Consider the following 13,425-nt stretch of genomic DNA (forward strand, 5'->3'; position numbering starts at 1 on the left):
TCTTCAGCAAACTCAAACACTTCCGCGCCGTCGCCACGCGATACGATAAACGCGCCGACAATTTCCTAGCCTCAGTCCAACTCGCCTCAATCAGGATTTGGCTGCGACATAACGAGTCGATGACCTAAGGCACTGACCGCGAGCCGGTAGAGGGTCTCTGGAACTGCTCGCAGATAGCATGCGGAAGTCGCTTCGATCGGACGGCTGTGTCCGCTTTGGGGAGCCGTGCTTCGTGGTGCCTACGAAGGGGATTGGGCAGCGTAGCTGCTAGGCGGCGTGGACAAATTTGAGCCAGCATCTGGCGGTGGCGATGTGGACCATCGAGGAAGCTGTTGGCGAGTTGATCGTATCGGGTGGCAATGGCGCGGTTGATCTTGAGGTGACCGAACACCCGCTCGATGCGATTGCGCTGTTTATAGAACGTACGGTCACCGGCAATGAAGCGCTCGATGATCGGGGAGCGATGCGCTCCGGCGAAAGCGGCTCGGCCAATCCCGTTTCGCGAGCATGCGCGGCTGAATACTCTGACAGCTCACGGAAAAGTCGTCCCGAAAGTTCGATCGTCAGTTTGACCGGCTTCTCGTCCGCGACAGGCCCCAAACGCAGCTTTGTCATCGTCCGTCTCCATTCATTGGTTCCAGAATGAGGTCGCGGGTCACGATGACACGTAGGACGAAGCCGGGGCGGATGGTGATCGTGGGGGGCACGCGCAATTGCCGCTCCACGACCTGACGCCCGGTTTCATTTATGCTGTCCTGGGCTCCGCCGCGCACCGCCTGCACGATACGATCCTCATCGCTGGCGCCGAGCTCGGCGCCGACGCCAAGCAGCGTCGAGAGCAGCGCGGCCTTCAGCATATGGCCCCAATGAAGGTCGGTCCGGTCGGCAAGGCCGGCCATGCCGGAACCATCGCCCCCCGGCAGCCGGTCGAGGGCAATCGATCGTCCGCCGGGGAAAATCAGACGATCCCACGCCAACAGGACACGATTTTGCCCACCCGCGATCTCACTGTCATATTCCCCGACGAGCCTTGCACCTTGGGGAATGAGGAGGATGCGCCCCGTCGGGCTGTCATAGACATTCTGCGTCACTTGCGCCGTAATCTGTCCGGGAAGATCGGACTGGATACCAGTAATGAGCGCTGCCGGGATGACGCTGCCTGCCTGCACGATATTGGGCGACGACGGTCCGAGTACGCGCGCGCTGCTCTCCGCCGGACGTCCGCCGCCGCCAAGAAACCCCAAGCGCTTCTCCGCCGCCGTTGAATTTGCCGTGGCGTGTGGGGGGAGTGGCTGCGGCGAGGCGGCCCCCAGCCCAGGCAGGGGCGAAGCGACCGACGCCGCTCCGCCGAGGAAGAGCTGACTGGAACGCGCGCTTTCGCGTTCCTGCGCGGCGCGCGCGCGGGCCTGCTCGGCCGCAGCTATGCGCGGATCGGGCGCAGGTGCAGCGCCTATCGGGGACACCGGAACGGTCTCGCCATTTTCGCGCGCGGCAAGGATCGGTCGGCCGAGATCGCCAGGCAGCGGCTCGCCGAGCTTCGGAATTTTGCCATAATCGCCCGGCGCGCCTGTCACGAGCTCCGACTTGTTCGGTCGGTCGCTGTCATAGAGATTTTCGGCGACCTTGGGCTTCGTCGGCTGCAACGCATAGAGGAGCGCGCCCCCGATCGCGATGCCAGAGGCGCCGCCGAGGATCGCGAGGGCCTTACGCGACAGCCGCATCACCTGTGGCGGTTCGGCGCCAAGCCGGAACGGCTCCTCTCCTGCAGGAGGCGCGGCGGCAGGTTCCAGACCTGCCTCCTCCTCGCGTTCCGGCGCGCTCACGAGCGCCCCCGCACGCGTCCCGCGCGTTCGATGATGACGCGCCGGGCCGCACGCCCGGCGCCCATGCGGAGCTCCCCGCGCTCGAACAGCCGATCGACGATCATGTAACGACCGTGGACCCGGTAATTCAGAAGCTCGGCTTCGCCCTTCTCTCCGGCAGCGAAGAGCGGCGGCATGTCGCCTTTGGCGATGCCGTCGCCGAATTCGATGAAGATCTGCCGCCCGTCGCCGTGCGCAGCATGCGTGCGCTGCGATGACGTGCCTCCAGCCGGATCGGTTCTGCGCCCATCGGGTCCCCGGTTCTTGACGCGGGGCAAGGGCGCCCCGCTCGACGGGGATGAGTAAGAGACGCAGCAAAGCGCCGGATTCAACAAGCTTTTCGCCGCGTCGCAGCGTGGCGATGAAAGACAGGCGATGGCGTAAGTGCCGGCGATCTCGAGAACCGGTCCAGCCCGAAACGCGGGCGCGACAACTTGCGTCGCGCGCGATTATGACAAGAGTGTAACAATGACTGATTCGGGGTCGCAGCCGTCGGACGAGCCTTTGCGCTGGGCGCGTCTCACCGGGAAACAGCGCGCATGTCTCGATTTGCTGCTCGAGCGCCAGACCTCGAAACAGATCGCGCGCCGCCTCCAAATATCGAAGCAGGCAGTCGATCTGAGGATCACCACTGCCCGGCATATCCTCGGCGCCGCCAATCGCGACGAGGCCGCACTCATCTACGCCCGGCTGCGCCAGACCTACGACCGGATACCATGTGATCCGGTCGTACTACCGCCGGGCACTGACCTCGTGCCATCCGATTTCCCGGACGGCGAGCCGGCCCCGCTGGCGCTGAACGACATCGTGGCCGACCCGCCGTCCAAGGGTCTCTGGAGGCACAATCATCGTCGCTTGAACCGGGGCGGGATCATGGCGGCGATGCTGGCCGCCCTCGTCATTCTCGTTCTTGCGGCGGTGACGATCGGTGAAACACTGACGCGCCTCCTTTCCGGGTGACCCTTTCGCACAGTCGATCAGCAATGGCCGGAGCACTGGCTTCCGGCAGAGGAGAAGTCATGTCCAACGAAATCACCATCACGGCCGCACGTCTCATCCGCGATGTCCCTGCGGCCGAAGTGCGCATCGACGATGCGCTCATCGCCTTATCCTCGTTGATGACAAGTGTCGTCACCGCCCGGCGCGATACGGTCGGAGTGCCCGCGGTCAAAGGACAGGCCGCGATCCGGAGATTGATGAAGGCGCAGGTCGCGCTGGTCGGCGTCAGCGGAGAAATCTTGCGTGTCCATGGTGAACTCGCCGACATCGGCCGGGAGACCGCGGGCTATGACCTTCACGAATGTCCGTCGATCGCCGGGACGGTAACCGGCGTCCAAGCCGGTTCGGCCTGACGCCGATTGACGGGCAGGCACCGCCATGAAAGTCTTGGTTCATGCGCATCGCATTGTTCCTTGGATTTCTGGCGGTTGCCATATGCTATGCCGCCTGGCGCGGAGGCGGCCCGGAACGTGTGATGGCAGCGATCGCGGCGGCGATGGTGGGGCTGGACCAATTGCTCCACGCCTTCGTCCCGCCGAATTTCCTGTCGCTGGACAGCGGCCATCTTGCGATCGACCTGTTCGGCGCGACGGCGACGATCATCCTCGCGCTTTTTGCGCATCGATTCTGGCCCATGTGCGTCGCCGTTTTGCACATTGCCCCGTTGCTGGCGCACACCAGCCGGATGATCGACGTGGGCCTTCATCCCGCGGCCTATCTCACGATGCAGGTGGCGACGTCGTGGCCGGTCCCGGCGATTCTCATCCTCGCAACCTGGCGTCACCAGCGTCGGCTGGCGCGCGGCGACAGCGAGCCGTCCTGGCAAATCTCGTCGCCGTCATCGAGCCCGACAATAGCGCGGCCATAGCTGAGGCTCTGCTAGCGGAACATCGCACGCTCGCGCGCATCCTCGTGCAGTCCCCGGAGACGCTGGCGAGAACGCTTGGCAAAGACAGCGCGGTCAGCGCATTGCTTTGCGCAACGCAGGCGGCCGCGATCCAATCGTTGCGGGCCGACCTCGACGACCGCGGCATCGATCCCGCCAATCCGAAACTGCTTCGCTATCTCAAATTGTCGATGGGCGCTTTGCCGCATGAAACGCTCAGGGTGCTGTTTCTCGACCCGGCGCGCCGCCTGATCGCCGACGAACAATTGCAGCAGGGCACCATCGGCCATGTCGCAATCTATCCCCGCACGATATTCCGGCGCGCAGTTGAACTCGATGCCGCCGCGATTATTCTTGTCCACAATCATCCGAGCGGCGATCCGACACCGAGCGAGGCCGACGTGGCGACAACAGCGCGGCTGGCGGCCATAGGCCGGGCGCTCGAAATCGAGTTGCTCGAACATATCGTCGTCGCGCTGCGCGGCCACCGGGCCATCCTCAAACAAGGGACCGCGCTTCTCTACTCCCCTGCGCCCGACCATTTTCTATGCGACAGATCCGGCAACTGGCACAGCGCGCCCGATGCCCCGCGCGCGCTGGCGAACGCACAGCGCGCCGCCCGACGGCGGCTGCTCCGTCGGCAGCTCGTCGGCACGCCCAGCCTCTTCGGCGAACCGGCCTGGGACATGCTCGTCGAGCTGTTCATCCATGAGGCCGAGGCCAAACCCGTTTCCACCAGTTCACTCTGCATTTCGTCGGGCCTTCCGATGAGCAGCGCGCTCCGGCTCCTGCAGCGCCTGACCGACGCCGGCCTTGTCACGCGCGAGGCCGACCGGACCGATGGGCGGCGCAATTTCATTCTGCTCGACCCCGATCTCGGGCACCGCCTCATGGAATATTTTGCGGAAGGCGATGAATGACCACCACCGAACGCAAAGAATGGTTGATTTCGGCGGCTCCCGTTCGGCAACTCTTCGTCAAAGAACCGCGAGCTTTGGCAAGAGCTAAAGCCCCATGCCGGGCAGCGACGTCGCCGCTTGCGAGACCGCGGCGCTGATCGCCTTGTCAGCAGCGGGCGCGGCGATGGCTGATTGCACCATGCCGGCCCCGGCGGCAGGTGCCTGTGAGAGCGCGGTCTGGACGGCCCCGGCGCGCTCATTGATCGCCGACGTCAGTTTTGCGCGATCGTCGGTGACGATCGTCGCCGACTCCTTTGCGCGCGAGATGCCGACATAGAAGCTTTTCTGGTCGACCAGATTGGTCGCCTTGCTGTCCGCGTGGATTATGACATGATCGGCGGTGCGTCCCTGCGCGGCAAAAGCGGTATCGACATAAGCGTGGGCGATATGCCGGTCGCGCACGGCATCGAGGTCGAGAGTCTGTACCTGACCGCGCGCGCCAAGCACCGTCGCCGTCCGCGCCTGCTCGTCCACCGCGATCACCTCGCCCCGCGCGCCATTGATCCGCCCGGCGTCGCGATCGTTGCGGGTGAAGCGGATGCTGTCGCCGGTCCTGAGGTCAATATTCTGCGGCGCGAACACCTGCACCTTGCCGGCGCCCCATTGCCGAAGCCGCCAATCGACCTCGCGCCCATCCTCGGACCTCAGTGCAATGGCAGCCTTGGCCGGATCGACCGCCTCGACACGATAGGCGTCGCCGCGCGCTACGCCCTTGTCGGCATAATCGCGGGTGAAGCGCACAACATCGCCCCTGTCATAGCTCAACGGATCGCGGGCCTCGGCACGGGTGAGCCCCTTGTTGACGAGGCTCTCCATCGTGACAGCGGGACCGGAAATCGAGCCAGGCCTTGCCGCCCCCTTCGTCCCTCGCTTCCTCCGCCATGCGCGCCTCCGTGCAGGGCACGAGATTTGGCGACGGCAGCCAGGCCGCCAATTCCATGAGGCGGGGAGTCACATCCCCAGAAATGGGTATCCCGCCCGGCAGCGCCGGGCGGGATCGGAGCGTTAGTCGCCGCGGCGCGCCTGGCGATTCCAGACGAGGTCATGCTCATCGCCTTCGCCCGCGAAGAGCTGCGCGAAGACCGGCGCCGTGAAGCTGGGGTCGTCGAGCTTGACCGACAGATAGGGGCGTTTGTCCTGCGTCTGCTTTTCCCATGCCGCGCCGACTTCGACGTCGCCGATGAAGACGCGGTGGCTGGGGGCGTTGCCGGTCGGATTCTCCTCGGGCGCGATGCGAACCGACTTCGCCTGCACCGAGAGGGTGACGATGCTCCCCCGAAACTCTCCGGAGACTTTCTTGAATGTGCCGATCTTGGCCATGATGCATTCCTTCCTTGGCTCGGACCGCACCATCGCGGTCTCGATGCGCAGCGAAGGTCAGCGGGGACCGGCGGTGCAGCCAGGGGCCCGGAGCAAAGCGGAGGACGGCGCGCACCCGTCTTTCTTGCTTCGCGAGGAACGGCGGCACGCCGGGGGAAGAAAGACGGGTGCGCGACGTTGCGCCGAGCCGGTCAGCAAAGCGTTCCGCTGACAGATGGCGCATGTCGAGAGATCGCGACGGGAGGTCCGCCGGACGGACCATCGGCAATCGGCCGGGAAGGAGAGCGAAGATGGAGGGGGGAAGTCGGCCTAGACGGACAAGGCCTGTCGCTCGGCTGAAACCACAGGTGACACAAGGTCGCGCCAGCTCGCATAGCCGGTCAAAAGGCCCGACAGGAAAGCGAGGCCATGCTCCGCACCCGCTTCAAGCCCGCCCAAGATGGCGAGCGCGGTCCCGGCCTGATAGCCGGCAAAGGCCGCAGCGCCGACGAACATCAGGATGACGCAGAGCTTCACGGGGAGCGGGGCCGCGCCGCGCACCAAACGCCGGCCAAGAGCCAGGACGGCGATTCCCGCGATCAGCGCCGACCCCAGGATCGTCAACCAGCCAAAGCCGAGATCGCGCAACGCGAAGCCGAGGGCGATCGCGGCGCACACCGGCAGCGCGAATTTGGCGCTGCGGAAGAGAAGCCGGAGACAGTAGAGCGCCGCGATGGCGCCGAGAATGAGCATCAGGGTCATGTACGTCCTCCTGTCGGACGCGCCCGCCACCACCTCCACAGCGCAACCTGCGCGCGAAGCATAGCAGAAGCCGGTTCGGGGATGAACCCGAACCGGCCCCAATCTGGACCTATTTTCAAAGGGTCAGCGATTGAAGGGGTCATATTCGCAAACGATCGTTTCGGGGTCGCCATCGAATTCGTCGAGCGGCATCACAGAATAACCGGCGCTGGTTTCGATAAGGATGATCACGGTCATCATGGTCCGGGCGAGGTTCCAGCCGAGCAATTGGGCGGTGGTAAGCGGCATGAGATGAACTCCTGTCCTTGGGAGCGGGCCATTCCCGCTCGACAGGCGCCCCGCCGGAAGGGGACTGGCCGCAATCATCGCGGCAAAGCCGCGGCCCGAGCGCAGCGTGGGGACCCTTTACGGGTTGATTGAAGGAGGCCAGGCCTCGGCCAAGGGATCAGCGGCAATCGAGAGCGGGGATGGCCCGCGCCCATGCGGCAGCCCCCATGCCGCCCCATCGCCCCCTTGCTTCCGCTTCCCGGCGCCTGACCGAATACTCCCCGACACGCCAAACCAGCGATCCACCACGCCGATCAGATCATGATTTTCGAAGCCCCGCGACATGCGGCCCGTCAGGCAGAACCCCTGCGCAGTTCCCCAGTTGGCCAAGGGCCTGCCGGGCCAAACATGCCGAACGGCGGCCCGAAAACGGCCGTCCATCGACAGAAAGAGAAACCGGCTCCGCCCGAAGGCGGAGCCGGATGGCCGTCAGGCCGGCGGGTTCCAGATGATGACCTTCTTCATCGGATCATCGCCCGGCGCATTGGCGACATTGCCGTAGATGGTACCGAATTCGGGGGCCGACATGGTGACCGACACATATTCGGCGCCGTTGCTCTGCGAGAAACGCTTCCAGCCGGCGCCGAGCTCGAAGCCGTTCTTGCGGCTGAGGATGCGGTAATCGGGCTCGTTTTCCTTGGTCTTGCGGCCATTCGGCACGATCGCGATCGGCGCGGTGACATTGAGGGTGGCCAGCGTGCCTTCGAAGCTGCCGTCGGCCTTGACGTTGAGGTTGGCAATGGTGGGCATATCAAATCTCCTTCGCTTGCTCGGGGGACATCCCCGATGGCGCCGGAAGAAGGGGCCGCGAGCTGCCGTCACCGAGCGGCACGCGAGGGCGAACCCCGCATGGGGTTGACGGCCAGAAGCGAGCCGGACCAGCAAACAGGCGAAAGGAGGGGGTGACCTCGGGCAGGCCAGGGAGCGTTGCCCACCGCTGCCCAAAACCAGCCGACGCGCGAAGCTCCGTCTGGTCCCGGCGGGCTCGGTCGCCGAGATCCCGCAAGGGCCTTTCCCCGCGACCCACAAGAGAAAGTGGTGCGACTCACAGTGCGACCGCGGACGGCGGAGAGGGCCGGATGTCTTGGAGCAAAGCAGGGCGACAATTGCCGCCCAGGCCCTGCAATCATTCCACAGGGCCTCGACGCCGGCGCGAAGCGCCCGAGAAGAAGGCGCTCTTGGCGAGCCCGCGGCCGGGCGGCGTGCGCGCGGGCCTGGGGGCCAGCCGCCGCCCGGCAAGGATAGCGAGCCAAGTGCGCCGCGCGGCCCAAAACAACGCGCGGCCCCTGGCGCCGCCCGGCGGCGCCAGAGCACGCCCAATTCAGCCGCGCTCGATTTGGCCGGCCGGATTCCGGACGTTCAACCGTTGTAGCGGATGACCGGCCCTGGCTCTCCGCAGAGGCCGCAGGGGCCTCTCAACCGCTCGAAGCCTCCGGTCCCGCTCGCCGAACTGGTAGCGACACTCGCCTGTGCGATCGACGAAAGGTCGAGCCGGTCGGCGATACATTCGTCGCAAAGCGGCGTCCCGTCCATCCTGCGGACCAGTCCTGCCACTCGCTCCGCTATGGTGGGCCGCTTTGTCATGAATGCTGCGATAGTCAGGCAAATCGACAAACGGAAGCCCCTGCGAAATTGGCCGGTAACGGACCGTCTGCTTGCGAATTCGAAAGTGGCTTTGCCGACGTTCGACCTCGCAGCTTACGGCCCTCATGCAAGCTACCTACGGAGCTCTCCGGCAACGGCGCGTGGCGATCCTGAGCGTCGGCTACCGGTCGCCGAATCCACTGCTCCGGGGATTCATTGCTGCCAGCGTTCATTGATCAGCTAGTTACACCGAAGCGCTTCAGTTTCTTCGCAATTCAACAATTGCGCTCCGCGATGCCCGACGAGCAAATAGAGTTTTGCCGTCTGCTCAAGCTCTTCGACCGCCGCCGTTGCCTCGGCTAGCGAGAGGCCCGAGACAACAGGTCCATGATTTGCCAAAAGAATCGAAGAATATGTCCCCTGCAGTTCGTCGATCGCCTGGGCCACGCGGGGATCACCCGGTCGAAAATAGGGTAGCAATGCGGTCCGCCCGACCTTCATCAGATAATAGGCCGTCAGCGGCGGAAATACGTCAGTCGGATCGAGGCCGGGCAACATCGAGGCAGCAACCGAGTGGGTTGAATGCAGGTGCACGATGGCACGCGCGGCACCGCGCGAACGGTACATCGCGCCGTGCAGTGGCAGCTCCTTTGTCGGCGCAAGGCCCTCCAATATCCGCCCAGCGGGATCGAGAAGAGTGAGCGCCGCCGGATCAAGGCCGCCAAGGGAGGATTTCGTCGGCGTAACGAGCATCCGACCATCGTCGAGAAGGACGCTGATGTTGCCCGAGGTTCCGTGCGTATATCCCCGATCGAAAAGCGACCGGCCAAGATGGCAGATTTCTTCGCGGGCGCGCACCAGGCTCACGCATTTTCCTCCATCATCCTCAGCGCCTTTTCGAAAAAGTCCTCGTCACCGAAATTGCCCGACTTCAAGGCAAATCCGACGCCGCCGGCTGACAATAGCGGAACGCCCGGAGCCACATCGGGGCCGACGGCCATCGCCCCGAGGCTTAACGCCTCTACAACCGCGCCGGACGTTTCGCCGCCCGCAACTACCAGTCGCGTTACGCCCCGTTTCCTCGCGCGCAGCGCAAGCCCGGCCATCAGCTCCTCGATCGCTGCCGAAGCGGCCCCGAAGTCCGCTTGGGCGCGACTGTTTGCTACGGCATCGGGGGTGATAGTCGAATAGATCAAGGGGGCTTTCTCGTGATATTCGCGCGCGAAGGCATCAGCATACTCGAGAACGGGATAGCCCGCCAGCAGCGCGGCGCCGTCGATCGCAAAGGCGGGGCGGGCTTGTCTGTATCGCGCCACCTGCGCATTTGTCGCGGCCGAACAGCTTCCGGCGAGAACCAGCGCCGGCCCGGGCCGAGCTTCATAATCCGTCTTGCTGTCCGCGATCTGTCCTGTCGCCCTAAAATTTTCGGGCAGTCCCATCGCAAGCGCCGATCCCCCCGTGATTAGCGCCATATCCTTGGCCGCACGGCCGATCGCGCGAAGATCGCTATCTGCAACGGCGTCACAAACGACGAGCCCGTCGGGCGCTGCGGCCAGCGCATGCGCGATAGCGTCGGCGCCCCGCGTTACCGTCCGGTGGGAAATATGGGAAACCGCGCCTCTGGACTGATGGCCAAGCCAACGGCGGATGTCGCTGTCGGTCATCGGCGTAATCGGGTGGTTGCGCATGCTCGATTCGTGCAAAAGCGTATCCCCGACGAAGAGATGACCCTGATAAACCGTCCGACCGTTTGCGGGAAAGGCGGGGCAAACGATGGCTTTCGTGACGCCAATCTCCCGAAGCAGAGCTTCCGCGACTGGACCGATATTGCCCTCTTCAGTTGAATCGAAGGTCGAACAGTATTTGAAGTAGAACTGCTCGCACCCCGCGGCGCGGAGCGCGCGGAGCGCCGCGACAGATTGCTGCACCGCGTCGGCGGGCGCGATCGACCGGGTCTTGAGCGCAACGACACCCGCGTCGCCCCGCGCGCTTTCGATATCGGCGACCGACGTCAGGAGGCTCGTGCGCATCCCCTGGCCGGTCAGGATGCTCGCCAGGTCGCCCGCTCCCGTGAAATCATCGGCGATGCACCCCAGAATCATAGATCATGCTCTTTCAGAAAAGTCTCGATCGCGTCGCCACAAGCCGTGGGCGCTTCCAACGGCAGAAAGTGCCCGGCATCCGCGATCATCCTAAGCGTGGCGTTCGAGGCATGCTGCAGATCGAGATAGCGTTGGCGCGGGCAGACACGATCATCCATCCCGGCAAGTGCGAGGAGCGGTCGGCCCGATGCGTTGACCACGGCGCGCAAATCGGGGCGATGGATGTTCATCTCCGCCTGCCGACCATGCACGTCGTGCCCCGCCGCTTCGGCCATGTCGGCGATAAGGTCCACGACATCGTCAGGAGCCGGACAGGACGGCGACACAAGAGCCGCTCCGCGACCCTCCATCCAGACGCGCAAGCCCTCAGCGCGACCGGCTGCAACCTCGGCCCGGCGAAGATCGGCATTGGCCGGGTCGTCGGGGAAGGCGTTGCCGGAGAGCAGGATCACGCCGACCACCCGGCCGGGCGCCATGCGAAGCGCATCGAGCGCCACGAACCCGCCCAGCGAGAAACCGAGCGCGACAAATTCGTCGGGCACCGCTTGTAGCAAGGCAGTCGCCGCGGCCGCCACGCGATCATGATCGTTGTGCGACCAGAAGATAGCCGGGCGGGCCAGGCGAGCCAGAAGCGGCGCAAAAACGCGCGCGTCGCACAGCGTCCCGCCCAGGCATAGTAGCGGGCGCCCGGTTCCGCTCATGCCCGGCTGGCATTGACGGCATCGCGCATGGCGCCGCGCAGCAGGGCGGCGTCGTTGCCCGGCGTGACGAGATCGAAACCCTGCGCGACACGCATTGCGGCCGACGCACCGTTGGAGCAGAAAATTCCTGCGATCTTGCCTGTCTCGACCGTGCGGCGGCGTACCAACTCGATTGCATCGGCGACTTCGGGAACACTGCTTTCGTTTTCGGGGCGATAGCCGAGCGCCAGCGACAGATCGTTCGGCCCGACGTAAATTCCATCGAGGCTCGGAACCGCGAGAATTTCCTCGAGATTGTCGAGCCCCTCGCGCGTCTCGATCATCCCCAGCACCAGCAGTTCGCGATTGGCGCCGTCACGGTAATCGGCCCCGCCGTACAACAGACCGCGCGCGGGACCGAAGGACCGGGATCCGTCCGGCGGATAACGACAGGCCGCAACGAGCTGGGCCGCGTCGTCCGCGGTCGAGATCATCGGGCATATCACGCCATAGGCACCCGCATCGAGGAACCGCATGATTTCCGACGGCACAAGCGCTGACGGACGGACCAGCGGTATCGCATCGGTGCTGGAAATCGCCTGAAGCATGGCAATCGCCGTTTCGAATCCAATCATGCCGTGCTGGCAATCGACCGTTGCCGCATCGAATCCCTGATGCGCGATCGATTCCGCCGCATAGCCCGACCCGAGCGAAAGCCACGCGTTGACGATCGGACGTCCTTCAACCTTGAGCTGGCGCAGCCTGTTCACACGCATCGTCCTAATTCTCCGGCAGCAAGGAGGCGGGCGCAAGATATCCGTTCGGGTCGCGCCCGAGGTTGGCCGTAAGAGCCTGCTCGACCAGATCGGCGTCCCATTCGATGATCGCACGCGCGTCACCGGCGGTCGTCACGCTCATCAGGACCGGCACGTTGCCGACCGATCGATACGTCCGCCAAGCGTCTCCCGGCACCGAATATGTCGACCAGGGCTCCGCCCTTGCGCGGCTCTCGCTTCCTTCCGGCCCAAGAACGACTTCGAGAGAACCTTTGCGCACGATAAGCACCTGTTTCGGAGAGACCCGGAAGGGGCCGACCTGCTGACCGGGCTCGATACGCATATATTCCAGGCTGAAACCGTGCGGGTTGCGGATTTTGGCGTCCGCGTCGCGGTCTTCGGACATCCCCGGACCAATCACCGGCGCAATTTCGCATCCATGGCCGGGCACGACGTGATCGAGGGTGGCGGCGCCAGACCACACGAGCTCGTCGACCGCGACCATTCGCGCACGCATCTGTTCGGGGGTGTAGGACCGCATCGCCGCGATATCGGAATCGCTCAGTGGAACGATCAGGTCTTCATCCGCCGGCTTGGGCGCGCCGGTCGCGGTATCGACCATCATATTGTCGCGCGTGAGATAAAGCCCGTGCTCCGCCGCATTGTCCAATATGCTCGGATGCCAGACAACGCCGCCCGACTCATCCTGCCCCAACAAGGTGAAGATCCAGCTGTCGTCGGGCCCGGTATTGGTGAAGCCGCGAAAGATCCAGGTCGGAATCGAAAGCGTATCGCCGGCCCGTCCGACAATTTCGCCGTCCATGCCGTCGGGCCCCCAACGAAACGTCCATTCCCCGCGATAGATCATGAATACCTCCGCGGTATAGTGCATGTGGAGATTGTTCGTGACACCGTGCGGCATCGCCGCGACGCCTAGAGCAAAGCCATGCGGCTCGGCGAGGTTGACGACCTGCTCGGCGGACTGGGTGACGCCCGGGCCGATGATCGAATAGTTGAGCTTGCGGTCCGATCCGGGAAGCTTGCAGTCGATGAAAGCGAGCTGGCACGGCACCAGATCCTCGTAACGGATCAGCCGACTTTCGGCGCTGACGCCATCGCTGCTCTTCGCATTCATGATCGAACCTCATCCCCGCTGCTGATCACCGCCGGTCGCGGTTACAGGTTCGTA

At 64.6% G+C, this 13,425-nt stretch carries 17 protein-coding genes and 1 pseudogene; 5 read left to right on the forward strand and 13 right to left on the reverse strand.

What is annotated here, in order from left to right:
• A pseudogene (locus ACREB7_RS08485) lies at positions 1-128 on the forward strand (IS5/IS1182 family transposase); the annotation flags it as partial.
• A gap of 139 nt (positions 129-267) precedes the next feature.
• Here the strand turns inward: ACREB7_RS08485 and ACREB7_RS08490 are convergent.
• The 3 genes from ACREB7_RS08490 to ACREB7_RS08500 are packed head-to-tail and all read right to left on the reverse strand — an operon-like array spanning position 268 to position 2,140.
• Positions 268-615, reverse strand: coding sequence for a DUF2274 domain-containing protein (locus ACREB7_RS08490; RefSeq protein WP_431591836.1), 348 nt, complete (start codon positions 613-615; stop codon positions 268-270).
• Positions 612-1,823 (reverse strand): TrbI/VirB10 family protein, encoded by a 1,212-nt coding sequence (locus ACREB7_RS08495; RefSeq protein ID WP_431591837.1) that lies wholly within the window; start codon positions 1,821-1,823, stop codon positions 612-614. The genes ACREB7_RS08490 and ACREB7_RS08495 overlap by 4 nt, the downstream gene beginning before the upstream one ends.
• Positions 1,820-2,140, reverse strand: a complete 321-nt coding sequence (locus tag ACREB7_RS08500) for a TrbG/VirB9 family P-type conjugative transfer protein (protein WP_431591838.1) — start codon at positions 2,138-2,140, stop codon at positions 1,820-1,822. The genes ACREB7_RS08495 and ACREB7_RS08500 overlap by 4 nt, the downstream gene beginning before the upstream one ends.
• A 190-nt stretch (positions 2,141-2,330) precedes the next feature.
• Between ACREB7_RS08500 and ACREB7_RS08505 the strand changes: the two genes are divergently transcribed.
• From ACREB7_RS08505 to ACREB7_RS08520, 4 genes are read left to right on the forward strand one after another with little or no spacing between them, the layout of a single operon-like run.
• On the forward strand, positions 2,331-2,822 hold the full coding sequence (locus tag ACREB7_RS08505; RefSeq protein WP_431591839.1) for a LuxR C-terminal-related transcriptional regulator: 492 nt from the start codon (positions 2,331-2,333) through the stop codon (positions 2,820-2,822).
• 59 nt (positions 2,823-2,881) lie between these two features.
• The gene (locus tag ACREB7_RS08510) at positions 2,882-3,214 is read left to right on the forward strand and encodes a hypothetical protein (protein WP_431591840.1); all 333 of its coding nucleotides are present in this window, start codon (positions 2,882-2,884) and stop codon (positions 3,212-3,214) included.
• Positions 3,215-3,255: 41 nt separating this feature from the next.
• Positions 3,256-3,729 carry a hypothetical protein gene (locus tag ACREB7_RS08515; RefSeq protein WP_431591841.1) on the forward strand — a complete coding sequence of 158 codons (474 nt, stop codon included), beginning with the start codon at positions 3,256-3,258 and terminating at the stop codon, positions 3,727-3,729.
• Between the two features lie 44 nt (positions 3,730-3,773).
• Positions 3,774-4,667 carry a JAB domain-containing protein gene (locus tag ACREB7_RS08520; protein ID WP_431591877.1) on the forward strand — a complete coding sequence of 298 codons (894 nt, stop codon included), beginning with the start codon at positions 3,774-3,776 and terminating at the stop codon, positions 4,665-4,667.
• Positions 4,668-4,751: 84 nt separating this feature from the next.
• On the opposite strand, the gene ACREB7_RS08525 is transcribed toward ACREB7_RS08520, so the two are convergent.
• The 10 genes from ACREB7_RS08525 to ACREB7_RS08570 all read right to left on the reverse strand — a co-directional run bounded on the left by ACREB7_RS08525 (position 4,752) and on the right by ACREB7_RS08570 (position 13,371).
• Positions 4,752-5,522, reverse strand: coding sequence for an ATP-binding domain-containing protein (locus tag ACREB7_RS08525; RefSeq protein WP_431591842.1), 771 nt, complete (start codon positions 5,520-5,522; stop codon positions 4,752-4,754).
• Positions 5,523-5,711: 189 nt separating this feature from the next.
• Entirely contained in the window at positions 5,712-6,026 is a 315-nt protein-coding gene (locus tag ACREB7_RS08530; protein ID WP_431591843.1) for a DUF736 domain-containing protein, read from the reverse strand.
• Positions 6,027-6,335: 309 nt separating this feature from the next.
• Complete coding sequence (locus tag ACREB7_RS08535; protein WP_431591844.1) at positions 6,336-6,767, reverse strand: hypothetical protein; 432 nt, start codon at positions 6,765-6,767, stop codon at positions 6,336-6,338.
• Positions 6,768-6,890: 123 nt separating this feature from the next.
• The gene (locus ACREB7_RS08540; RefSeq protein ID WP_431591845.1) at positions 6,891-7,055 is read right to left on the reverse strand and encodes a hypothetical protein; all 165 of its coding nucleotides are present in this window, start codon (positions 7,053-7,055) and stop codon (positions 6,891-6,893) included.
• 468 nt (positions 7,056-7,523) lie between these two features.
• The gene (locus ACREB7_RS08545) at positions 7,524-7,844 is read right to left on the reverse strand and encodes a DUF736 domain-containing protein (protein WP_058456001.1); all 321 of its coding nucleotides are present in this window, start codon (positions 7,842-7,844) and stop codon (positions 7,524-7,526) included.
• Positions 7,845-8,918: 1,074 nt separating this feature from the next.
• Positions 8,919-9,545 carry a 3-oxo-tetronate 4-phosphate decarboxylase gene (gene otnC / locus ACREB7_RS08550; RefSeq protein ID WP_431591846.1) on the reverse strand — a complete coding sequence of 209 codons (627 nt, stop codon included), beginning with the start codon at positions 9,543-9,545 and terminating at the stop codon, positions 8,919-8,921.
• A complete protein-coding gene (gene otnK, locus ACREB7_RS08555; RefSeq protein ID WP_431591847.1) occupies positions 9,542-10,780 on the reverse strand; it encodes a 3-oxo-tetronate kinase in 1,239 nt (412 codons plus the stop codon). Before otnK ends, otnC begins: the two co-directional genes overlap by 4 nt.
• Positions 10,777-11,481 carry an alpha/beta fold hydrolase gene (locus ACREB7_RS08560; RefSeq protein WP_431591848.1) on the reverse strand — a complete coding sequence of 235 codons (705 nt, stop codon included), beginning with the start codon at positions 11,479-11,481 and terminating at the stop codon, positions 10,777-10,779. Before ACREB7_RS08560 ends, otnK begins: the two co-directional genes overlap by 4 nt.
• Positions 11,478-12,230: an HpcH/HpaI aldolase family protein gene (locus tag ACREB7_RS08565; RefSeq protein ID WP_431591849.1), complete on the reverse strand. Its 753-nt coding sequence runs from the start codon at positions 12,228-12,230 to the stop codon at positions 11,478-11,480. The genes ACREB7_RS08560 and ACREB7_RS08565 overlap by 4 nt, the downstream gene beginning before the upstream one ends.
• A gap of 10 nt (positions 12,231-12,240) precedes the next feature.
• Positions 12,241-13,371 (reverse strand): hypothetical protein, encoded by a 1,131-nt coding sequence (locus ACREB7_RS08570; protein ID WP_431591850.1) that lies wholly within the window; start codon positions 13,369-13,371, stop codon positions 12,241-12,243.
• Positions 13,372-13,425: the final 54 nt, after the last annotated feature.

The organism is Sphingopyxis sp. (genome assembly GCF_050725615.1).
In the GTDB taxonomy this organism is placed as follows: domain Bacteria; phylum Pseudomonadota; class Alphaproteobacteria; order Sphingomonadales; family Sphingomonadaceae; genus Sphingopyxis.

Bases quoted from the DNA above. Each gene is read 5' to 3' on its own strand.
- ACREB7_RS08545 (WP_058456001.1), bottom strand. From the start codon at position 7,844: ATGCCCACCATTGCCAACCTCAACGTCAAGGCCGACGGCAGCTTCGAA.
- otnK (WP_431591847.1), bottom strand. From the start codon at position 10,780: ATGATTCTGGGGTGCATCGCCGATGATTTCACGGGAGCGGGCGACCTG.
- ACREB7_RS08505 (WP_431591839.1), top strand. From the start codon at position 2,331: ATGACTGATTCGGGGTCGCAGCCGTCGGACGAGCCTTTGCGCTGGGCG.
- ACREB7_RS08535 (WP_431591844.1), bottom strand. From the start codon at position 6,767: ATGACCCTGATGCTCATTCTCGGCGCCATCGCGGCGCTCTACTGTCTC.
- ACREB7_RS08530 (WP_431591843.1), bottom strand. From the start codon at position 6,026: ATGGCCAAGATCGGCACATTCAAGAAAGTCTCCGGAGAGTTTCGGGGG.
- ACREB7_RS08490 (WP_431591836.1), bottom strand. From the start codon at position 615: ATGACAAAGCTGCGTTTGGGGCCTGTCGCGGACGAGAAGCCGGTCAAA.
- ACREB7_RS08560 (WP_431591848.1), bottom strand. From the start codon at position 11,481: ATGAGCGGAACCGGGCGCCCGCTACTATGCCTGGGCGGGACGCTGTGC.
- ACREB7_RS08540 (WP_431591845.1), bottom strand. From the start codon at position 7,055: ATGCCGCTTACCACCGCCCAATTGCTCGGCTGGAACCTCGCCCGGACC.
- ACREB7_RS08570 (WP_431591850.1), bottom strand. From the start codon at position 13,371: ATGAATGCGAAGAGCAGCGATGGCGTCAGCGCCGAAAGTCGGCTGATC.
- ACREB7_RS08515 (WP_431591841.1), top strand. From the start codon at position 3,256: ATGCGCATCGCATTGTTCCTTGGATTTCTGGCGGTTGCCATATGCTAT.
- ACREB7_RS08525 (WP_431591842.1), bottom strand. From the start codon at position 5,522: ATGGAGAGCCTCGTCAACAAGGGGCTCACCCGTGCCGAGGCCCGCGAT.
- ACREB7_RS08510 (WP_431591840.1), top strand. From the start codon at position 2,882: ATGTCCAACGAAATCACCATCACGGCCGCACGTCTCATCCGCGATGTC.